Below are 20,302 nucleotides of genomic sequence, written 5' to 3'. Positions count from 1 at the left end.
TATACTAAAAACGAACCAGCGCGGAACCCCAGGTGAAACCGCCACCAAAGGCTTCCAGCAGAATCAACTGACCGCGTTGGATACGGCCATCGCGAACGGCTTCATCCAGCGCGCAAGGGACTGACGCCGCGGAGGTGTTGCCATGGCGGTCGAGGGTCACAACGACGTTATCCATCGACATGCCCAGTTTCTTCGCCGTCGCGCTGATAATACGCAGGTTTGCCTGGTGCGGCACCAGCCAGTCCAGCGCTGAACGTTCAAGATTATTCGCTGCCAGCGTCTCATCAACGATGTGCGCCAGCTCGGTGACCGCCACTTTGAAGACTTCATTGCCGGCCATCGTCAGATAGATCGGGTTTTCCGGATCGACGCGATCGGCGTTCGGCAGGGTCAGCAGTTCGCCATAGCTGCCGTCAGCATGCAGATGCGTCGAGATAATGCCTGGCTCTTCAGACGCGCCAAGCACTACCGCGCCCGCGCCGTCACCGAAAATAATGATCGTGCCGCGATCGGTGGGATCGCAAGTACGCGCCAGCACATCGGCGCCAATCACCAGCGCATAATCCACCGCGCCGTTCTTCACGTACTGATCGGCGACGCTCAGCGCATAGGTGAAACCGGCGCAGGCGGCCGCGACATCAAACGCCGGGCAACCCTTAACGCCCAGCATAGACTGGATCTGGCATGCCGAACTCGGAAACGCGTGCGTGCCGGAGGTGGTCGCAACGATAATCAGACCAATCTGCTCCGCGGACACGCCCGCCATCGCCAGCGCCTGCTTTGCGGCTTCAAAGCCCATCGTAGCAACTGTTTCATGCGCTGCGGCAATACGACGCTCACGGATACCTGTGCGGGTGACAATCCACTCGTCAGAGGTCTCTACCATTTTTTCCAGGTCGGCGTTTGTACGCACTTGCTCGGGCAGATAGCTGCCGGTACCAATAATCTTCGTATACATGTACGCTCAGTCACTCTTGGGTAATATACCCGCCTCTTTCAACCTGCCGCGGCGTCAATCGTGGCCATTCGTCCCGCTTTGCTGTCGGGAGTTCACGTCACTGTCGCTTTCCGGCAGCGCGAAACCAGCTGGGTATAAAGATTCCAGGCGCGCGGCGATCCGTTGAGGAATTTGCCGCTGCACCGCCTGCACTGCCTGCTCTATCGCGACGCTAAAGGCGCGTTGATTGGCAGCACCATGACTCTTGATCACGGAACCGCGCAATCCTAACAGACAGGCGCCATTATACTGGTCGGGGTTGAGGTGACTGAATCGCCTCGCCAGGCTTTTTTGTAACCAACGTTTTAATAACAGCAGCCACCACGACCGTTTTTTGCCCTCTCCCTGAGATTTCAGCAGTGAAAGGAACATTCTGACAACACCTTCCATGGTTTTTAATGTGACGTTGCCCGTGAATCCATCACAAACCAGCACATCGGTTTTTCCGGTCAACAGTTCATTGGCTTCAAGATAGCCGATGTAGTTGAGGGAAGGCAGCGTTTTCAGCACTGCGGCAGCATCGCGAATGCTGCTGAGGCCTTTCATCTCTTCTTCGCCGATATTCAGCAAGGCGACGCGCGGGTTGGTCATGCCAACCACTTCCTCCGCCAGCACCGCGCCCATGACGGCGAACTGCACCAGCATCGTGCTGTCGCAATCGACGTTGGCGCCGAGATCCAGCACCACGGTTTTGCCCTTCTGCTGGTGCGGCAGAACCGTCACCAGCGCCGGCCGCTCAATACCTTCGATCGGTTTGAGCAACAGTTTCGCCAGTCCCATCAGCGCGCCGGTGTTGCCGGCGCTGACGCAGGCTTCCGCCCGCCCTTCTTTCACAAGCTCCAGCGCCACGCGCATTGAGCTTCCGCGACTGCTGCGGATAGCCTGTGCGGGTCGCGCATCACTGGCAATAACTGACTGCGCAGGAATAATCTGCAGACGCGAACGTTGTTCGAAGTCAGCTTTGGCAAGTAGTGGCGTGATGGCGTCGGGGTCGCCGACTAAAAGAAGTGTGAGTTGCGAATTAGAGTTCAGTGCCTGCAGTGCTGCAGGCACCGTCACGGATGGGCCAAAATCGCCCCCCATGACATCTAACGCCAGGGTTAGACGTGTCAAGGTATCGTCGCTGCCCGGTTCGGTGATTCCCCAGTTGCCCGGGGAGTCCTCACTAAGCTTCATCACGCTGGCACTCGCGAATGTTCACGCTGCAGACGCAACAATTCGGGCATTGATGCCCCTGGTGATCGGGTTAACCGAATGTCCAGGGACGCACACGCCCGCCATGGCCTGCAACGGGAAATCCTGCGAGTATCGCGTGATTACTTAGCGATAACCTTGCGACCGCGGTAGAAACCGTCGGCAGTGATGTGGTGACGCAGGTGTTTCTCACCAGAAGTTTTGTCTACAGACAGGCTGGTGACTGCGGTCAGCGCGTCATGGGAACGACGCATGCCACGTTTGGAACGGGTTGGTTTATTCTGTTGTACGGCCATGGACCTTACTCCTCAATTACTTACGCTTTAAGCTGGCTAATACGGCAAATGGGTTTGGTTTTTGTGCCTCTTCAGGCAGTTCGCCAAAGACCATGTCCGCGTCGGACACTTCACAGTGTTCAGAATCATGCACCGGAACTACGGGCAGGGAGAGGATAATTTCATCCTCGACCATTGCCTGCAGGTCGATTTCACCGAATTCGTTAACCTCAATCGGCTCATACGCTTCCGGTAGTGCTTCGGCCTGTTCGTCATTTCTGACGGGGCTAAAACAATACGTGGTGTGGACGTGATGAGGGAACGGTTTCCCGCAACGCTGGCATTCGAGGGTTACCGTTACCTTTGCATCGCCAGTAATGACGGCGAGACGCTGGTTATCGATAGCGAACGACATGCTGCATTCCACATCGCTGTCCACGCTGACTACAGAATCGGCTACACGTTCAACCTGATCGCGGGCATAGATGCCTTCGTAATCAAGGCGTTTTTGAGCCGTGCGGACCGGATCAAGAGTCAGGGGTAATTTTACCTTTTGCATAGGGCGCGCATATTAACTTTGTAATGTCATAGAGTCAAAGAAAAAGGCAGCCTCAGGTTGCCTTTTGCCATTTATTCGCACACATTGCGGCGCATAGTTTAAGATGATGCTCTGCGAAGCGCTATATGTGGATGAAAAAATATGTCTGAACTTATCCTCGCGTCAACCTCTCCCTGGCGGCGCATGCTGCTGGAAAAACTGGGGTTACCGTTTGAATGTGCCGCGCCTGACGTTGACGAAACGCCGCTGCCGGAAGAATCCGCGCGTCAGCTTGTCGCCCGACTGGCGCAAGCCAAAGCGCAAAGCCTGGCCTCCCGCTATCCGCACCACCTTATTATAGGCTCCGATCAGGTTTGCGTATTAGACGGTGAAATCACCGGCAAACCGCACACCGAAGAAAATGCCCGCCGGCAGTTGCGAAAGGCCAGCGGGACCATCGTCACCTTTTATACCGGTCTGGCGCTATACAACTCCGCCACCGGCCATCTGCAAACCGAATGCGAGCCCTTTGACGTTCACTTTCGCCATCTCAGCGATAAAGAGATTGAAGGCTACGTCCGCAAAGAGAACCCGCTGCAATGCGCCGGGAGTTTCAAGAGCGAGGGGTTAGGGATTACGCTATTTGAACGACTGGAAGGCCGCGACCCGAACACTCTGGTCGGTTTACCCTTAATCGCGCTCTGTCAGATGCTGCGCCGCGAGAATAACAATCCGCTGTTAGGTTAAAGCAAAAAAAACGGCGGAACTGATTCCGCCGTTGCGCTTATTTGCTCTTACGTAGCACCTGTAAACAGTGCTTCAGCTGGTTATCCAGCGGCGCCTCAACGCGCATCACCTCCCCGCTCCCCGGGTGGGTAAACTTCAGCGCCGCCGCGTGCAGGAACAGGCGGTTTAAGCCGGTACCGGACAGCTGCTTGTCGAACTCGCGGTCGCCATAGCGATCGTCAAAAGCGATAGGATGCCCGGCATACTGGGTATGAACGCGGATCTGATGCGTGCGGCCGGTGACCGGGCTGCAGCGCACCAGCGTGGCGAATTCGTAACGCTCTTCCACTTTAAAGCGCGTCTCCGACGGCTTGCCTTCCTGACTCACGCGAACGATACGCTCCCCACTCTGCAGAATATTCTTCAACAGCGGGGCCTGGACCACTTTGGTATGCGACTGCCACTGGCCGCGCACCAGCGCCAGGTAGTCTTTCTGCATGCCTTTATCGCGCAGCTGCTCGTGCAGCGAACGCAGCGCCGAGCGCTTTTTCGCCACCAGCAGCACGCCGGAGGTATCGCGGTCGAGACGATGCACCAGCTCAAGGAAACGTGCCTCCGGGCGCAGGGCGCGCAGCCCTTCAATCACGCCAAAGCTCAGTCCGCTGCCGCCGTGTACCGCAGTACCGGAAGGTTTGTTGAGTACCAGAATATGATCGTCTTCATAGAGGATCACCTCAGAGAGCGCGGCCACTTTCTGCAGATGCGGCGATACCGCCTCTTCTTCACGCTCCGCCACGCGCACCGGCGGGATACGGACTTCATCACCCGCTTCCAGCTTATACTCCGGCTTCACGCGCTTTTTGTTTACCCGCACCTCGCCTTTACGCAGGATGCGATAAATCATGCTCTTCGGTACACCTTTCAATTGGGTACGCAAAAAGTTGTCGATACGTTGCCCCGCTTCATCAGCAGCAATGGCAACCATTTTTACGGTTGGGGTCTCAGTTTTCATGGTGCGCGATTCTAAATAGCCGGACGCATTAGCGCCACTCATTTTTATATGCTTATATTTATCATTATCCTGTTTTCACGGTTTACCTGACCGCCATTTTGTTTGTTATTAGAACAATCTGTATGGGCAGGTGATAAAACTGTGAGTAACCGGGTGATAAAAGGTGAAAGTCAACTTGCTATAACAAGGTTAGCAATGGAATAATGAGACCGTTTTCCGTATTGCATCTTGTTAGAACAAGACATTAGCGGAATGACCAATTTTGTCTGACCGATCGCCCACGCAGCAATGGCGTAAGACGTTGTGATCTTTCAGACAGTTAGCGGGCTGCGGGTTGCAGTCCTTACCGGTACAGGCTCTATGGATTTCAAGTCGCAGGAAGGCGTCAACTCCGGGACTCCCGGGAGCTCATCTGGATCCTTTGATCGAGGTGAGCAGGTTAAGCCACCATGCCTGCAACGCGAAAGACGACGAGTATAAATGGAATATTCTCTGGTGATACATCCCAGGCTGTTCCCCTGAATAATTGCGCTGTGTTTCCGTTTGAAACACAGGCGACCGACACTCTGCGCCTCTTAAGCGCGCGACAACCGTGAGGTTGGCGACGTGAACCAGACACGAGGCCATCGGTTTTCCCCCGGAAAGGCATTACTCTGCCCGCAGCTTAGTCGTCAATGTAAGAATAATGAGTAAGTTACGATGAAAAGAATGTTAATCAACGCAACTCAGCAGGAAGAGTTGCGCGTCGCCCTTGTTGATGGGCAGCGCCTGTACGACCTGGATATCGAAAGCCCCGGGCACGAACAGAAAAAAGCGAACATCTACAAAGGCAAAATCACCCGCATTGAACCTAGCCTTGAAGCCGCGTTTGTCGATTACGGCGCCGAGCGTCATGGTTTCCTCCCCCTCAAAGAAATCGCCCGCGAATACTTCCCCGCTAACTACAATGCGCACGGTCGTCCTAATATCAAAGACGTGCTGCGTGAAGGTCAGGAAGTTATCGTGCAGATTGATAAAGAAGAACGCGGCAACAAAGGCGCTGCGCTCACCACCTTTATCAGCCTGGCAGGCAGCTATCTGGTCCTGATGCCGAACAACCCGCGCGCGGGGGGAATTTCCCGCCGTATCGAGGGCGACGACCGCACTGAACTGAAAGAAGCGCTGGCGAGCCTGGAGCTTCCGGACGGCATGGGTCTTATCGTTCGCACCGCTGGCGTCGGCAAATCTGCCGAAGCCCTGCAGTGGGACCTGAGCTTCCGCCTGAAGCACTGGGAAGCGATTCAGAAAGCCGCGGAAAGCCGTCCGGCGCCGTTCCTGATCCACCAGGAAAGCAACGTGATTGTCCGCGCATTCCGCGATTATCTGCGCCAGGACATCGGCGAAATCCTGATCGATAACCCGAAAGTGCTCGAGCTGGCGCGCCAGCATATCGCCGCACTGGGTCGTCCGGATTTCAGCAGCAAAATCAAACTGTACACCGGTGAAATCCCGCTGTTCAGCCATTATCAGATTGAATCGCAAATTGAGTCCGCCTTCCAGCGTGAAGTGCGCCTGCCTTCCGGTGGGTCTATCGTTATCGACAGCACCGAAGCGCTGACCGCGATCGATATCAACTCCGCCCGCGCCACTCGCGGCGGCGATATCGAAGAGACAGCCTTCAATACCAACCTTGAAGCGGCTGACGAGATTGCCCGCCAGCTGCGTCTGCGCGACCTCGGCGGCTTGATCGTTATCGACTTCATCGATATGACCCCGGTTCGCCACCAGCGTGCGGTGGAAAACCGTCTGCGTGAAGCCGTTCGTCAGGACCGCGCGCGCATTCAGATTAGTCATATTTCGCGCTTCGGCCTGCTGGAGATGTCTCGCCAGCGCCTGAGCCCGTCGCTGGGCGAATCCAGCCATCACGTCTGCCCGCGCTGCTCCGGCACCGGTACCGTGCGTGATAACGAGTCGCTGTCGCTCTCTATTCTGCGTCTGATTGAAGAAGAAGCGCTGAAAGAGAACACCAAAGAAGTCCACGCCATCGTTCCGGTACCGATCGCCTCTTATCTGCTGAACGAAAAACGTGCCGCAGTGAGCGCAATCGAATCCCGTCAGGGCGATGTCCGCGTCATTATCGTGCCAAACGACGAGATGCAGACGCCGCACTACTCCGTCCTGCGCGTGCGTAAAGGTGAAGAGACCTCAACGCTGAGCTATCTGCTGCCGAAGCTGCATGAAGAAGAGATGGCGCTGCCTGGTGACGAGGAGCCAGCAGAACGTAAACGTCCGGAGCAGCCTGCGCTGGCTGCCTTTGTGATGCCTGACGCCCCACCGGCACCGATGCTGGAAGAGCCTGTGGCTGCCCCTGCGGTCGCCGCTGCCCCGGTCGCGGCCGCCGCGCCGGCCCAGCCGGGACTGCTCTCACGCTTCTTCAGCGCGCTGAAAAATATCTTCTCTGGCACTGAAGAAGCCAAACCGGTTGAAGTTCCGGTCGAGAAGAAAGCGGAAGAAAAACCGGAGCGTCAGCAGGAGCGCCGTAAACCGCGGAGCAACAACCGCCGCGATCGCAACGACCGCAACGATCGCCGTGATAACCGCGACAATCGTGACAATCGTGACAACCGCGATAACCGTGACAATCGCGACACCCGTGCGGACAATGCCGAGGGTCGTGAGCCGCGCGAATCGCGTGAAGAAAACCGTCGCAATCGTCGCGAAAAGCAGCCGCAAAACGTAGAAGCGCGTGACGCTCGCCAGACCGTCGGCGATGACGCGGACAAAGCCAAATCCCGCGACGAGCAGCAGCCGCGCCGCGAACGCTCCCGCCGCCGCAATGACGATAAACGTCAGGCGCAGCAGGAAGCCAAGGTGCAGACGCGTGAAGAGCCGGAAGTACAGGAGACTGAGCAGGAAGAGCGTGTGCAGACTCTGCCGCGTCGTAAACCGCGTCAGCTCTCCCAGAAAGTACGCATTGAGTCAGCCGTTGCCGAGCAGACTGCCGAGATCGCGCCTGAGACCGTTGTGGCTGAAGTCGCCACCCCGCGCAGCGAGCCGGTGAAAGCCGAACTGCCGGCGGTAGTGGAAAACGTAGTGGAACACGATGAAAACGGCGAATCCCGTGAAGCGAACGGTATGCCGCGCCGCTCTCGTCGTTCCCCGCGTCATCTGCGCGTGAGCGGTCAGCGCCGTCGTCGCTATCGTGACGAACGCTATCCGACCCAGTCGCCGATGCCGCTGACCGTCGCCTGCGCCTCGCCGGAGATGGCTTCCGGTAAAGTCTGGATCCGCTACCCGGTCGTTCGTCCGCAGGACCAGCAGCCGGAAGAGGTTCCGGTTCAGGACACCAGCGCCATTGAAGCCGTCGAAGCTATTGCGACACCGGTTGCCGTGGTTGAAACCGTCACTGCCGCGCCAGTTACCGTCGAGCCGGCGACCATGGAGCCCGTTACCGCTGAGCCGGTGGTCGTCGAACCTGTCGTAGCCGCCGAGCCGGTTATCGTTGATACTCCGGAAATTGTCGAGCCAGCCGCTGTCGAGCCAGCGCCGGTCGAAGCGCCAGCTGTCGAAGCGCCTCAGGCTATTGCGCCAGTGACGATCGACGCCGAGCCGGTCACGGTTGAACCTGAAGTGGTGGAAACGGCGCCTGTCGTTGAAGCGCCAGTGGAAACCATCGTTCCGGCCACGGAAACCGTGGTGGAAGCACCGGTGACCGAAGCCGCCCCAACAGCCCCTGCCGAACCGGTCAAAGCTGAAACGCCGGTAAGCAAACCCGTGGTTGTGGCTGGCGATCGCCATGCTACCGCGCCGATGACCCGGGCGCCTGCTCCGGACTATGTCCCGGAAGCGCCGCGCCACAGCACCTGGGTGCGCCCGCCGTTCGCTTTTGAAGGTAAAGGCGCCGCCGGTGGTCATAGTGCGACGCGTAAAGCCACCGCAGAACCGACCCGCCCACAGCCCGTCGAATAAGCGTGCTTAATAAAAAAACCGGCCTCTGGCCGGTTTTTTTATGCGCTTTGCGGACGCTGCATCCCGGCCAGATCCGGCATGATCTCCCGCATCAGGTCAAGGAACTTACGCAGGCGTGTCGGATAATAGCGCGCCCAGGGATAAACCAGATGAACCGGTAGCGAGGCGGGGCGCCACTGTGGGAACAGCTCAATCAGCCGTCCGGCGGCAATATCCTCCACGACCGTCCAGCTGGACACCATCGCCACTCCCAGCCCCGCCAGCGCGGTATTTCGCGCGACGTACAGGCTGTCAGTGCTCAGGCAGGGGGTGATGGCCGTCGAGACGATTTGCCCACTTTCCAGATGCCGGAGCCGTACCTCATGCTGATAAAAGGTATTAATGGCGATCCACGGCAGGCCGGATAGCGCCTCCAGCGAGGTTAACGGCGGGTACTTCGCCAGGAGTTCAGGGGAAGCCACCACGCAGCGCGGCACTTCCGCCAGCAGCACGGATACCGTGGCCGGATCCACCTCCGCGCCCACGCGGATGGCGCAGTCGATATTATCGCTGAGAAAGTCGACGGTATTATCATTCAGCATCCACTCGACCGACAGTTGCGGATGACGCTGCAGAAATGCGACCAGCGGCGCCAGCAGCTGTTGCTGGCCAAAAGCATGGGGCGCCCGTACCCGCAGCACCCCCACGGGCTGATCGTCAGCAATACGCAGATCATCCTCCAGCGCCAGCCAGGCGTCCACGACCTGACGGGCATGGCGATAACAGCGTTCGCCATCGTCAGTGAGCTTCATCGCATGAGTGGTGCGCAGGATCAACTTCACCCCCAGCAGTCCTTCCAGGGACTGCAGGCGGCGGCTGACGGTTGCCTGGGTGGTATCCATCTGCCCCGCGGCGGCGGAGAGTGAGCCGGCCTCTATAATACGAATATAGGTGCGCATCAGCTCAATGCGGTCTATACGCTCCTGTCTTTTCATTTTTCTTTTGCCTATACGTGCTACGTATAACCGTTTTACCACCAGCCCGGCTACCGCGCCAGCTGCATTCAGGGAAAAATAGCGCCATCGCATCTATGAGGTACCGATCATGACACCGACTTCCCTTTCCACCCGCGACGCAGGCTGGATTATCTTCATTCTCGCGCTCGGCGCCGGCTTTAGCGTCGCCTCTATCTATTATGCGCAGCCGCTACTGCCGCTGATGGGCGCCAACCTCCATCTGTCGGTAGAAGGGATGGGGCTGGTTCCTACCCTGACGCAGGCTGGCTACGCGCTCGGCATTCTCTTCCTGCTCCCGCTCGGCGACCGTCACGATCGCCGCCGGCTGATCCTGCTGAAGAGCGCAATGCTGGCGATCCTGCTGTTCCTGTGCAGCCTTACCGGCCAGCTCTCCTCACTGCTGGTGGTCAGTCTGCTGATCGGTATGGCGGCCACCATGGCGCAGGATATCGTCCCGGCGGCGGCGATCCTCGCTCCGGCAGGCAAGCAGGGAAAAATGGTGGGCACGGTGATGACCGGGCTGCTGCTGGGGATCCTGCTTTCCAGGACGGTCAGCGGCGTAGTGGGCGCCGTATTCGGCTGGCGGGTGATGTATCAGGCGGCTGCAGTCAGCGTGGCGCTGATTGGCCTGGTGATGTGGCGGGTCCTGCCGCGCTTCGCCATTCACTCGACGCTGAGCTATCCGCAGCTGATGGCCTCAATGGCGCATCTGTGGCTGCGTTATCCGGCGTTACGCCGCGCTGCGCTGGCTCAAGGGGCGCTCTCTGTCGCCTTTAGCGCTTTCTGGTCGACGCTGGCGGTGATGCTCTCAGAACACTATCACATGGGGAGCGCAGTAGCGGGTGGCTTTGGTATCGCCGGTGCCGCCGGGGCGCTGGCGGCACCGCTGGCCGGCGGACTGGCCGATAAGTTTGGCGCCGGTAAAGTGACTCAGATGGGCGCGGCGCTGGTCACCCTCTCCTTCGCCCTGATGTTTATGCTGCCGCTGCTCCCTCTGCATGGCCAGCTGGCGCTGATTGCTCTCTCGGCTATTGGCTTCGATCTCGGCCTGCAGTCAAGCCTGGTGGCACATCAGAACCTGGTTTACAGCCTGGAGCCGCAGGCCCGTGGCCGCCTGAACGCTCTGCTGTTCACCGTGGTCTTTATCGGGATGTCGCTGGGGTCGGTGCTGGGCAGCAAGCTGTACGTGCTGGCCGGCTGGAACGGAGTGGTCACCCTCGCCGTCGTCAGCGGGGCAATTGCCCTGGCGATCCGCCTGCTGGAGAATGCGCGCCTCATCGCAGCCGAACGCCGCACATCATAAAAAAAACCCGCTTCGCCTGAGCGAAGCGGGTTTCCTCTTTCCGTCGCAATGGCTTACGCTGTGCGACGGGCAAACTCTTTTACGCGGAAGCCCAACACCAGCAGCGTAGCGAAATAAGCCACTACTCCGGCGACCACCACCACCAGCAGGCGCATCAGGCGGAACGGCATCGTCCCCTGAGACCACTCCGGCATGAGATGCATGACGCCCAGCAGCGCCGCGGCCATCACCACCACCGCCGCGACCAGACGCAGCAGGAAAGTCAGCCAGCCGGGCTGTGGGGTGAAAATTTTCTGTTTACGCAGTTGCCAGTAGAGCAGCGCGGCGTTCAGGCAGGCCGCCAGCCCTATGGACAGTGACAGGCCCGCGTGCTTGAGCGGGCCGATAAACGCCAGGTTCATCACCTGGGTCATAATCAGGGTGACAATGGCAATCTTCACCGGCGTTTTGATGTCCTGACGGGAATAGAAGCCCGGCGCCAGCACTTTCACCACGATAAGCCCCATCAGCCCCACGGAATAGGCCACCAGCGCGCGCTGGGTCATCGCCGCGTCAAAGGCGCTGAATTTACCGTACTGGAACAGGGCCACGGCCAGCGGTTTAGCGAGGATCCCCAGCGCCACCGCGCTCGGCAGCGCCAGCAGGAAGCAGAGTCGCAGGCCCCAGTCCATCAGGCGGCAATACTCGTCATGGTTACCACTGGCGAAGCTTTTCGACAACGACGGCAGCAGGATGGTGCCAAGCGCCACGCCCAGGACACCTGACGGAAACTCCATCAGACGGTCGGCATAGTACATCCATGACACCGATCCCGACACGAGAAACGAGGCGAAGATGGTATTGATGATGAGGGAGATCTGGCTTACCGACACGCCAAGGATCGCCGGCCCCATCTGCTTCACTACCCGCATCGCGCCAGCATCTTTCAGATTAATTCTGGGCAGAACCAGCATGCCAATCTTCTTCAGGTGCGGCAACTGGTAGGCCAGCTGCAGCACGCCGCCGACCGTCACCGCCCAGGCCAGCGCCAGCACCGGCGGATGGAAGTACGGCGCGGCAAACAGCGCAAAGCCAATCATGCTGACGTTGAGGAACGTCGGGGCAAAGGCCGGCACCGAGAAACGGTTCCAGGTATTGAGGATCGCCCCCACCAGCGAGGCCAGGGAGATCAGCAAAATATAGGGGAAGGTAATGCGCAGCAATTGGGTGGTCAGCGCAAATTTATCGGCGGTATCAGCAAACCCGGGGGCGGTGATGGTGATCACCCACGGCGCCGCCAGCATCCCGATAACGGTGACGATCGCCAGGGCCAGGGTCAGTAATCCGGAGACATACGAGACAAACACCCGGGTGGCATCTTCGCCCTGCTTGCTTTTATATTCGGCAAGGATCGGCACAAACGCCTGCGAGAAGGCGCCTTCGGCAAAAATACGCCGCAGCAGATTAGGCAGTTTGAAGGCGACAAAAAAGGCATCGGTCGCCATCCCGGCACCAAAAATGCGCGCCACAATCGCATCGCGGGCAAAGCCCAGCACGCGCGAAAACATGGTCATCGAACTGACGGCCGCCAGTGATTTTAAAAGATTCATTACGCTGTTATTCCAAACCCTGGAGTAAAACGCCCGCAAATGCGGGCGCTGGAAAGTGGCGATAGTCTACCGGGTTCAATATGAATTACTACTGTCAGTTGTTACAACGGATTATTCGCTGATGGCGTCACGCCAGAGTTTGTCAACCACCCGCTGAGCCAGCAGCGCCTGTTCGCCAGCGGTTTCCGGAACCGTCTGATTTTGCACGCATTCGATGAAATGTCGCGCGCAGCCGACAAAACCGCGCTGCTCGAGGGTGGTTTGCCAGCCCGCCACCGGGCGCTGGACCACGCCAAGACCACACTCCTCCTGCCATTCGCGCATCTCACTCACCGCATATAACCCGCCATCGGTGACCGCCTGCACCCACTCACGCTGGCTTCCGGCACGGCGGTGCATGCTGGTGGTAACCTGCAGCCGGGGCGAACTGAACTGGTGTTCGGCATAGAGCATTTCACCCTGAGGAGTGATCTGCAACGTGCCGCCGCGCAGGCGCGCCTGACCATCAGCCAGCCACAACGCAGTATCCACCACGTGCAGATAGTCATCGAGAAGGGTAAAGCGCAGATCGTTGCCTACGCTGTCGCTACGATGCTTATCCATCCGCAGCGAGGCCGCCTCGCCCAGCCGCCCCTTCAGTTCACGATAGAGTGGCGCAAAGCGGCGATTGAAACCGACCATCAGCGTCAGATGACGCCGGGCAGCCAGCTCGACCAGCGCTTCCGCCTCGCTCAGCTTGTCCGCCAGCGGTTTATCCACACAAACATGAACCCCGGCATTCAACAAGTGATTCACGACTTCATAATGTGAAGCCGTCGACGTATGGACAAAGACCGCATCGCACTGCGCCGCCAGGGCATCCAGCGAATCAGCATACGGGATCCGCCAGGTTTCGCAGATGCGCAACGCCTTCTCTTTTCCCGGCGACCAGGCTGCCTGCAGCGTCCAGCTTTCCGCAGCGCCTAACACCGGCAGCCACGCTTTTTGCGCGATGCCCCCTAAGCCAACCACCCCAATACGCAGTCTTGTCCCCACGTTTAGTCCCCCAGATGGTGTAACAGCGAGTCAAGGCGCGCTTTCAATTCCGCCACCTCGCCTTCCAGTGCTTCAACCCGGGCACGCAGATCGTCATCGTCTTCCAGCGGCGAGAGTGCTTCCACCGTGGTGATCAGCGTGTCCATGTCATCGCAAAACAGATGCATATAGCGGCTTTCCCGTTTCCCCGGTTCCCGTGGCAGGCGGGCAACAAAAGGACCATCCTCGCGCGTCGCTAACCCTTCCAGCACGCTTTCCACTTCCGCCATATCGCTGAACTCATGCATCCGCTGCGCGCGGCTACGGAGTTCACCCGACGTCTGGGCGCCGCGCAGCAGCAGCGTCGTCACCACCGCTACTTCGCCGGCGCTGAGTTTCAGATCGCCAAATTCAGAGTTGCAAAAGCGCTGCTCATACTTGGTCACTCGATTGCCGAATCCGCTGACCGTGCGTAAATAGTGGCGCTTCACCAGGGTATCCAGCAGCGTCTGGACCTCGCCTTCGCTCAGCGACATCACCGGTTCGCGGTTGGTTTTCTGATTGCAGGCGGTCACCACGGCGTTCACCGACAGCGGGTACTGCTCGGGCGTGGTAACCTGCTTTTCCAGCAGACAGCCAATGACGCGCGCTTCGTGCGCGGTTAACTGATATTTCATCCTCTCTCCTTAGCGCCCTGCTGACCAGTCCGGCGTCGTTAGCGCCGTCAGTACATGGTCACGCCACTGCCCATCAATCAGCAGATAATCTTTGGCGTAACCCTCTTTTTCGAACCCCAACCGCGCCAGCAGCGCGCCGCTGCGCTGATTATGCGGCATATAGTTGGCCATAATGCGATGGATATGCTGCGTGCGCTGCATATAGCGAATCGCGGCGGTCAACGCTTCAAACATCAGCCCCTGCCCTTGCCACTTCTCGCCAATGGAGTAGCCGAGATAACAGGCATGGAATGAACCGCGAACTACGTTGGAGAAATTCGCCACGCCAACGATCTCTTTTTCCTCCGCATCGAGCAGCGCGAAATAAAATGCAGACCCCTGCTTATGAAACTCGCCGATCATTGACAGACGCGCCTGCCACCCGGAGGGATAGCAGTGGCTGTCGTCACGTACCGGCTCCCAGGGTTTTAAGAACACTTTATTCTCGGCGTAATAATCGGCCAGACGCCAGGCGTCACGATCGTGGACCAGGCGCACCACCAGCCGGTCCGTCGTCAAACGCACCTTCGGCACGTTACTGCGATAGCCAAACATTTCCTTTTCAGTCCCCCTGACTTCAATCTTGCTCTCATCACTATACCTGTCCTGCACGATAGTGTGAAAACAGCAACATACCATTTTCTGCGCCATCTCCTCTTTTCGATGAATAGGCTCAATCGAACTTGCTTTTTGATAAAAAAATATTGTCGCAAGGGTGCTGGGAAAAGCAGCAGATTGCCCGCAGAATATCCTCGCTTATCTCTATTTTTCCCTGGAGGGGAAATGTCCCGCGTCTCGCAGGCAAGGAGCCTGGGTAAATATTTCCTGTTAGTCGATAACATGCTGGTCGTGCTGGGCTTTTTTGTCGTTTTTCCGCTGATTTCCATCCGCTTTGTCGATCAGATGGGTTGGGCAGCGCTGATGGTCGGCATTGCGCTCGGCCTGCGCCAGCTGGTGCAGCAGGGATTAGGCATTTTTGGCGGCGCCATTGCCGACCGCTTCGGCGCGAAACCCATGATTGTCACCGGCATGCTGATGCGCGCCGGCGGCTTCGCGGCGATGGCCGTCGCCCATGAGCCCTGGGTGCTCTGGCTCTCCTGTATCTTGTCCGGGTTGGGCGGCACGTTGTTCGATCCGCCACGAGCCGCGCTGGTGGTCAAACTGGTGCGCCCGCATCAGCGCGGCCGCTTTTTCTCCCTCCTGATGATGCAGGACAGCGCCGGCGCGGTGATTGGCGCCCTGCTGGGCAGTTGGCTGCTACAGTATGACTTCCGTCTGGTGTGCAGCGCCGGCGCCGCGCTGTTTATCGCTTGCGCCGCGTTTAACGCCTGGTATCTGCCAGCATGGAAACTGTCCACGGTGAAAACGCCAGTCCGCGAGGGGCTGGGACGGGTGCTGCGGGATAAGCGCTTCGTCACCTATGTCCTGACGTTAACAGGCTATTACATGCTGGCGGTGCAGGTGATGCTGATGCTGCCGATCATGGTGAACGACATTGCCGGTTCGCCGGCCGCCGTGAAGTGGATGTACGCCATCGAAGCCACCATTTCGCTGACCCTGCTCTATCCCATTGCCCGCTGGAGCGAGAAACGCTACCGCCTTGAGCACCGGCTGATGGCCGGTCTGCTGGTGATGACGCTGGCGATGCTGCCGATTGGCATGACCAGCAGTTTGCAGCAGTTATTTACCCTGATCTGCCTGTTTTACATCGGTTCGATCATCGCGGAACCCGCCAGGGAGACGCTGGGCGCCTCGCTGGCGGATGCCCGGGCGCGCGGCAGCTATATGGGGTTCAGCCGCCTGGGTCTCGCCTTCGGCGGCGCGCTGGGTTACGCGGGCGGCGGCTGGCTGTTTGATGCCGGCAAAGCCGTGGGCCAGCCCGAACTGCCGTGGCTGATGCTCGGCGCCATTGGGTTTATCACTTTCCTTGCCCTGTGGTGGCAATTCAGTCCAAAACGCTCCGCCTCCGGTATGCTGGAGCCGCGCACCTAAGCGCGTAGGTCCGCGGTCTCTCCTGCCTTTCAGCCTATTCTGCTGGCATGAAGAATGCTGACAGGTCATGATGCTTTGTGTCAGGATGAATGATGGTACGAGCTTGAGGAACCCCATGAAAAAAATATTGATCGCCGCGGCGCTGATTGTCAGCGGTCTGCTGAGCGGCTGTAACCAGTTGACCCAATACACGGTAAGCGAGCAGGAGATAAACCAGGCGCTGCAGAAGCGTAACCATTTCGCCAAAGATATTGGTCTGAAAGGCGTTGCCGACGCCCATATTGAACTGCAGAACCTGACCAGCGCTATTGGCCGTAAAGAGCCGGGCAAAGTCACGCTGACCGGGGTCGCCAACGTCGATCTGAACTCCCTGTTCGGCACCCAGAAAGCGACGATCGATCTGAAGCTCAAAGCGCTGCCAACCTTTGACAGAGAGAAAGGCGCTATCTTCCTGCAGGAAATGGAGGTGGTCGATGCCAAAGTGGCGCCCGAGAAGCTGCAGTCGGTGATTCAGGCCCTGCTCCCCTATCTGAATCAGTCGCTGCGCAGCTACTTCAGCCAGCAACCGGCCTATGTCCTGCGTGAAGACGCCAGCACCGGCGAAGCGCTGGCGAAGAAATATGCCAAGGGCATAGAGGTGAAACCGGGCGAAATTGTCATCCCCTTTACCAATTAATCTCCAGGGCGCTACGGCGCCCTGAATTTTTTACGGAAATGAGTGCAAAGGAAAACGTTTACGCTTATCCTTAGTGCCCGGCAAAAAACAGCCCTGATGACTGAACCTATTAGCCGGAGCCTTCCATGACAGCACAACCCCAGGTATTGAAAATCCGCCGCCCAGACGACTGGCATATCCATCTGCGTGATGACGATATGCTGAAAACCGTCGTGCCTTACACCAGTGAGTTTTATGGCCGGGCGATCGTGATGCCGAATCTGGTGCCGCCTGTCACCACCGTCGCGGCGGCTATCGCCTATCGCCAGCGCATTATGGACGCCGTCCCGGCCGGGCACGATTTTACCCCGTTGATGACCTGCTATCTGACAGATTCCCTCGACCCGGCGGAGCTGGAGCGCGGCTTTAACGAAGGTGTGTTCACCGCCGCCAAGCTCTACCCGGCCAACGCCACGACCAACTCCAGCCACGGTGTCACCAGCACCGACGCCATTATGCCGGTGCTGGAGCGGATGGAAAAACTGGGCATGCCGCTGCTGGTACATGGGGAAGTCACCCACGCCGAGATTGATATTTTCGATCGTGAAGCGCGCTTTATTGACACGGTGATGGAGCCCCTGCGCCAGCGCCTGCCCGGTCTGAAGGTGGTCTTTGAGCATATTACTACCAAAGATGCCGCCGAATATGTGCGTGACGGTAATGAACTGCTGGCGGCCACTATTACCCCGCAGCACCTGATGTTCAACCGCAACCATATGCTGGTCGGCGGTATTCGTCCTCACCTGTACTGCCTGCCGGTACTCAAACGCAATATTCATCAGCAGGCGCTGCGCGAACTGGTCGCCAGCGGCTTTAGCCGCGCCTTCCTTGGCACCGACTCCGCACCACACGCCCGCCATCGTAAGGAAGCCAGCTGCGGCTGCGCCGGCTGCTTCAACGCCCCGACCGCCCTCGGCAGCTACGCCACCGTGTTTGAAGAAATGAACGCTCTGCAGCACTTTGAAGCCTTCTGCTCGCTGAACGGCCCGCGCTTCTACGGTCTGCCGGTCAATGAAAGCTATGTTGAGCTGGTGCGTGAAGAGACCACGGTCGTTGACAGCATTGCGCTGCCCAATGATAGCCTGGTCCCGTTCCTGGCAGGTGAAACCGTTCGCTGGACGATGAAGCGATAAAAAACGTAGCCCCCTGTTGTCAACGCCCACCAGATACTGTATAAATAACCAGTATCAAACACAGGGGGCAATTATGCGCATCGAAGTGTCTATCGCCAAAACGACCGCCTTACCCAACGGCGCGCTGGAAGCGCTGAATAACGAACTCTCCCGGCGTATCGCCGAGCAATTCCCGGCCATCGACAGTCAGGTGAGCGTGCGCTACGCCACCGGCAACCAGCTCTCGGTGTTCGGCGCCCTGAAAGAAGACAAAGACCGGATAAGCGAAATCCTGCAGGAAACCTGGGAAAGTGCGGACGACTGGTTTGTCCACGATCTCTCCTGAAGCATGGCGGGATCCAGTTACTCTGGTTTGCTCCCTCATTGTGCTTTTCTTTGCCGGGTCGCCCCGGCTTTTTTGTCCCCGCCTCTTGTTCAGAATATTCCTGATTATTCTGCTTAATATCGGCTAAAATGGCCATTTCCCGCGCTTATCTTGCGTAAAAAAGCGGCGAAAACAAGAAAATCATGCTGCCTTTCATTTAATTTCTCGAGTTTATTCTTGATCCCTGATATAATTAACTTGCTTCAAAAAACATGCATTAAACCTCGAGAATTGTTGTCTTTTAACATATGAATAAGGGGTTATGATGGAAAAAAATAATGAAGTCATTCAGACCCATCCCCTCGTTGGATGGGACATCAGCACCGTTGATAGCTACGATGCGCTGATGTTGCGCCTGCACTACCAGAACCCCACTCAAGAAAACAGTCATGATGCTGAAATTGGCCAGACGCTATGGCTAACGACGGACGTCGCACGTCAATTTATTTCAATCCTGGAAGCAGGCATTGCGAAGATTGAATCTGGCGAATACCAGGAAAACGAGTACCGCCGACATTAACGCGATACGGGGAATGACTAAACAATAGTCTTAACAGGCACCTGCGGGTGCCTGAATTATTTTCGGGCTTGTATAAGCGCAGGGAGTTAATTACCCTGCTAATAAGGCAATTACCCGGAACTCACCATGCAATACGATCTTATCATTATCGGCAGCGGATCGGTCGGCGCTGCCGCTGGCTATTATGCGCGTCGTGCCGGACTCAATGTTCTGATGACCGATGCCCACCAACCTCCCCATCAGGAGGGCAGCCATCATGGCAGTAGCCGTCTTATCCGTCACGCTTATGGCGAAGGTGAAAAGTATGTTCCGCTGGTGCTGCGCGCCCAGCAGCTGTGGGATGAACTGGCTGAAATCAGCGGCGAAGCCGTTTTTGAACGCACCGGCGTCATTAACCTCGGCCCCGCCAGCTCTCCTTTCCTGGCCAACGTCGCCGCCAGCGCCAGGGCGTTCGATCTTGAGGTTGAAGAGTTAGATGCTCAGGCCGTCATGCAGCGCTGGCCGGAGATACGCCTTCCCGACGACTATCGGGCGATTTTCGAACCGGCGTCCGGCGTACTGCGCAGTGAGCTGGCTGTCGAGACCTGGATACGTCTGGCACGGGAAGCTGGCTGCGCGCAGCTATTCAACTGCCCGGTCTCAGCCATTCATCACCATGCAGACGGGGTCACCATTGATACCCTTGACGGTGAATATCACGGCAAGAAATTGCTGATTAGCGCCGGTACCTGGGTCACCCGCCTGCTTCCGGACCTCCCCATCCAGCCGGTACGTAAGGTTTTTGCCTGGTTCCAGGCCGATGGCCGTTACAGCAGCAAGAATCATTTCCCGGCATTCACCGGCGAGCTACCCAACGGCGATCAATACTACGGTTTCCCGGCGGAAGATAACGAGCTAAAGATCGGCAAGCATAACGGCGGTCAGCCTGTCTCCACGCCGCAGGAGCGATCGGCGTTTGGCGCTGTCGCCAGCGATGGTTCCGAATCCTTTCCGTTTTTACGTAACGTCCTGCCCGGGATCGGCGGCTGTCTGCACGGCGCCTCCTGCACCTATGACAACACGGTCGATGAAGATTTTATTATCGATACGCTCCCTGGCAGACCAGACACACTGCTGATCACCGGTCTGAGCGGCCATGGCTTTAAGTTTGCGCCGGTGCTGGGAGAAATTGCCAGTCAGTTTGCCCAGGGACAGACGTCGACCTTTAACCTGACGCCTTTCTCGCTGGCGCGCTTTAGCTCATAACGGAATGCGGCACGCTTGCCGCCGGA

General features: G+C 58.0%; 19 protein-coding genes. 9 read left to right on the top strand and 10 right to left on the bottom strand.

Annotation, left to right across the window (positions count from 1 at the left end; all coding sequences use genetic code 11):
- Positions 1-4 precede the first annotated feature (4 nt).
- The 4 genes from AS136_RS21555 to yceD all read right to left on the bottom strand — a co-directional run bounded on the left by AS136_RS21555 (position 5) and on the right by yceD (position 3,025).
- Positions 5-958, bottom strand: a complete 954-nt coding sequence (locus tag AS136_RS21555) for a beta-ketoacyl-ACP synthase III (protein ID WP_008805985.1) — start codon at positions 956-958, stop codon at positions 5-7.
- Positions 959-1,012: 54 nt separating this feature from the next.
- Entirely contained in the window at positions 1,013-2,110 is a 1,098-nt protein-coding gene (gene plsX / locus AS136_RS21550; protein WP_012542244.1) for a phosphate acyltransferase PlsX, read from the bottom strand.
- 203 nt (positions 2,111-2,313) lie between these two features.
- Positions 2,314-2,487 (bottom strand): 50S ribosomal protein L32, encoded by a 174-nt coding sequence (rpmF, locus tag AS136_RS21545; RefSeq protein WP_000290724.1) that lies wholly within the window; start codon positions 2,485-2,487, stop codon positions 2,314-2,316.
- 16 nt (positions 2,488-2,503) lie between these two features.
- Positions 2,504-3,025: a 23S rRNA accumulation protein YceD gene (yceD, locus tag AS136_RS21540; protein WP_008805983.1), complete on the bottom strand. Its 522-nt coding sequence runs from the start codon at positions 3,023-3,025 to the stop codon at positions 2,504-2,506.
- A 141-nt stretch (positions 3,026-3,166) separates the two neighbouring features.
- On the opposite strand from yceD, the gene AS136_RS21535 reads away from it, so the two are divergent.
- The gene (locus AS136_RS21535) at positions 3,167-3,751 is read left to right on the top strand and encodes a Maf family protein (RefSeq protein WP_008805982.1); all 585 of its coding nucleotides are present in this window, start codon (positions 3,167-3,169) and stop codon (positions 3,749-3,751) included.
- 37 nt (positions 3,752-3,788) lie between these two features.
- On the opposite strand, the gene rluC is transcribed toward AS136_RS21535, so the two are convergent.
- The gene (gene rluC / locus AS136_RS21530; protein WP_012542245.1) at positions 3,789-4,742 is read right to left on the bottom strand and encodes a 23S rRNA pseudouridine(955/2504/2580) synthase RluC; all 954 of its coding nucleotides are present in this window, start codon (positions 4,740-4,742) and stop codon (positions 3,789-3,791) included.
- Between the two features lie 699 nt (positions 4,743-5,441).
- Here rluC and rne point away from each other — a divergent pair.
- Entirely contained in the window at positions 5,442-8,690 is a 3,249-nt protein-coding gene (gene rne / locus AS136_RS21525) for a ribonuclease E (RefSeq protein ID WP_063266968.1), read from the top strand.
- Between the two features lie 38 nt (positions 8,691-8,728).
- On the opposite strand, the gene AS136_RS21520 is transcribed toward rne, so the two are convergent.
- Positions 8,729-9,757 carry a LysR family transcriptional regulator gene (locus AS136_RS21520; RefSeq protein WP_008805978.1) on the bottom strand — a complete coding sequence of 343 codons (1,029 nt, stop codon included), beginning with the start codon at positions 9,755-9,757 and terminating at the stop codon, positions 8,729-8,731.
- 16 nt (positions 9,758-9,773) lie between these two features.
- On the opposite strand from AS136_RS21520, the gene AS136_RS21515 reads away from it, so the two are divergent.
- Positions 9,774-10,988: an MFS transporter gene (locus tag AS136_RS21515; protein WP_063266967.1), complete on the top strand. Its 1,215-nt coding sequence runs from the start codon at positions 9,774-9,776 to the stop codon at positions 10,986-10,988.
- A gap of 53 nt (positions 10,989-11,041) precedes the next feature.
- On the opposite strand, the gene murJ is transcribed toward AS136_RS21515, so the two are convergent.
- The 4 genes from murJ to rimJ all read right to left on the bottom strand — a co-directional run bounded on the left by murJ (position 11,042) and on the right by rimJ (position 14,862).
- Positions 11,042-12,577, bottom strand: a complete 1,536-nt coding sequence (gene murJ, locus AS136_RS21510; protein WP_063266966.1) for a murein biosynthesis integral membrane protein MurJ — start codon at positions 12,575-12,577, stop codon at positions 11,042-11,044.
- Between the two features lie 111 nt (positions 12,578-12,688).
- Positions 12,689-13,600 carry a Gfo/Idh/MocA family protein gene (locus AS136_RS21505; RefSeq protein WP_155870612.1) on the bottom strand — a complete coding sequence of 304 codons (912 nt, stop codon included), beginning with the start codon at positions 13,598-13,600 and terminating at the stop codon, positions 12,689-12,691.
- A 14-nt stretch (positions 13,601-13,614) separates the two neighbouring features.
- On the bottom strand, positions 13,615-14,268 hold the full coding sequence (locus AS136_RS21500; RefSeq protein WP_063266965.1) for a YceH family protein: 654 nt from the start codon (positions 14,266-14,268) through the stop codon (positions 13,615-13,617).
- A gap of 9 nt (positions 14,269-14,277) precedes the next feature.
- Positions 14,278-14,862 (bottom strand): ribosomal protein S5-alanine N-acetyltransferase, encoded by a 585-nt coding sequence (gene rimJ / locus AS136_RS21495; RefSeq protein WP_008805973.1) that lies wholly within the window; start codon positions 14,860-14,862, stop codon positions 14,278-14,280.
- Between the two features lie 228 nt (positions 14,863-15,090).
- Here rimJ and mdtH point away from each other — a divergent pair, with 228 nt between their 5' ends.
- From mdtH to solA, 6 genes are all read left to right on the top strand, one after another.
- Positions 15,091-16,299, top strand: a complete 1,209-nt coding sequence (gene mdtH / locus AS136_RS21490) for a multidrug efflux MFS transporter MdtH (protein ID WP_012542248.1) — start codon at positions 15,091-15,093, stop codon at positions 16,297-16,299.
- 115 nt (positions 16,300-16,414) lie between these two features.
- Complete coding sequence (locus AS136_RS21485) at positions 16,415-16,975, top strand: lipoprotein (RefSeq protein ID WP_063266964.1); 561 nt, start codon at positions 16,415-16,417, stop codon at positions 16,973-16,975.
- Between the two features lie 125 nt (positions 16,976-17,100).
- Positions 17,101-18,147, top strand: coding sequence for a dihydroorotase (gene pyrC, locus AS136_RS21480; RefSeq protein WP_008805970.1), 1,047 nt, complete (start codon positions 17,101-17,103; stop codon positions 18,145-18,147).
- Between the two features lie 73 nt (positions 18,148-18,220).
- Positions 18,221-18,472 carry a DNA damage-inducible protein I gene (gene dinI / locus AS136_RS21475; RefSeq protein ID WP_002898994.1) on the top strand — a complete coding sequence of 84 codons (252 nt, stop codon included), beginning with the start codon at positions 18,221-18,223 and terminating at the stop codon, positions 18,470-18,472.
- Between the two features lie 304 nt (positions 18,473-18,776).
- Entirely contained in the window at positions 18,777-19,031 is a 255-nt protein-coding gene (gene bssS / locus AS136_RS21470) for a biofilm formation regulator BssS (RefSeq protein ID WP_008805969.1), read from the top strand.
- A gap of 126 nt (positions 19,032-19,157) precedes the next feature.
- Positions 19,158-20,276, top strand: a complete 1,119-nt coding sequence (gene solA / locus AS136_RS21465; RefSeq protein ID WP_008805968.1) for an N-methyl-L-tryptophan oxidase — start codon at positions 19,158-19,160, stop codon at positions 20,274-20,276.
- Positions 20,277-20,302: the final 26 nt, after the last annotated feature.

The sequence above is a fragment of the Klebsiella sp. D5A genome, assembly GCF_001620885.1.
Lineage (GTDB): Bacteria > Pseudomonadota > Gammaproteobacteria > Enterobacterales > Enterobacteriaceae > Klebsiella > Klebsiella variicola.
The sequence above is the reverse complement of the archived record's forward strand: the minus strand, read 5'-3'. Positions and strand labels throughout refer to the sequence as shown.

Excerpts from the sequence above, each read along its gene's own strand:
- AS136_RS21555 (WP_008805985.1), bottom strand. The coding sequence starts at position 958 with ATGTATACGAAGATTATTGGTACCGGCAGCTATCTGCCCGAGCAAGTG.
- rpmF (WP_000290724.1), bottom strand. The coding sequence starts at position 2,487 with ATGGCCGTACAACAGAATAAACCAACCCGTTCCAAACGTGGCATGCGT.
- yceD (WP_008805983.1), bottom strand. The coding sequence starts at position 3,025 with ATGCAAAAGGTAAAATTACCCCTGACTCTTGATCCGGTCCGCACGGCT.
- AS136_RS21535 (WP_008805982.1), top strand. The coding sequence starts at position 3,167 with ATGTCTGAACTTATCCTCGCGTCAACCTCTCCCTGGCGGCGCATGCTG.
- rluC (WP_012542245.1), bottom strand. The coding sequence starts at position 4,742 with ATGAAAACTGAGACCCCAACCGTAAAAATGGTTGCCATTGCTGCTGAT.
- rne (WP_063266968.1), top strand. The coding sequence starts at position 5,442 with ATGAAAAGAATGTTAATCAACGCAACTCAGCAGGAAGAGTTGCGCGTC.
- AS136_RS21520 (WP_008805978.1), bottom strand. The coding sequence starts at position 9,757 with ATGCGATGGCGCTATTTTTCCCTGAATGCAGCTGGCGCGGTAGCCGGG.
- AS136_RS21515 (WP_063266967.1), top strand. The coding sequence starts at position 9,774 with ATGACACCGACTTCCCTTTCCACCCGCGACGCAGGCTGGATTATCTTC.
- murJ (WP_063266966.1), bottom strand. The coding sequence starts at position 12,577 with ATGAATCTTTTAAAATCACTGGCGGCCGTCAGTTCGATGACCATGTTT.
- AS136_RS21500 (WP_063266965.1), bottom strand. The coding sequence starts at position 14,268 with ATGAAATATCAGTTAACCGCGCACGAAGCGCGCGTCATTGGCTGTCTG.
- rimJ (WP_008805973.1), bottom strand. The coding sequence starts at position 14,862 with ATGTTTGGCTATCGCAGTAACGTGCCGAAGGTGCGTTTGACGACGGAC.
- mdtH (WP_012542248.1), top strand. The coding sequence starts at position 15,091 with ATGTCCCGCGTCTCGCAGGCAAGGAGCCTGGGTAAATATTTCCTGTTA.
- AS136_RS21485 (WP_063266964.1), top strand. The coding sequence starts at position 16,415 with ATGAAAAAAATATTGATCGCCGCGGCGCTGATTGTCAGCGGTCTGCTG.
- pyrC (WP_008805970.1), top strand. The coding sequence starts at position 17,101 with ATGACAGCACAACCCCAGGTATTGAAAATCCGCCGCCCAGACGACTGG.
- dinI (WP_002898994.1), top strand. The coding sequence starts at position 18,221 with ATGCGCATCGAAGTGTCTATCGCCAAAACGACCGCCTTACCCAACGGC.
- bssS (WP_008805969.1), top strand. The coding sequence starts at position 18,777 with ATGGAAAAAAATAATGAAGTCATTCAGACCCATCCCCTCGTTGGATGG.
- solA (WP_008805968.1), top strand. The coding sequence starts at position 19,158 with ATGCAATACGATCTTATCATTATCGGCAGCGGATCGGTCGGCGCTGCC.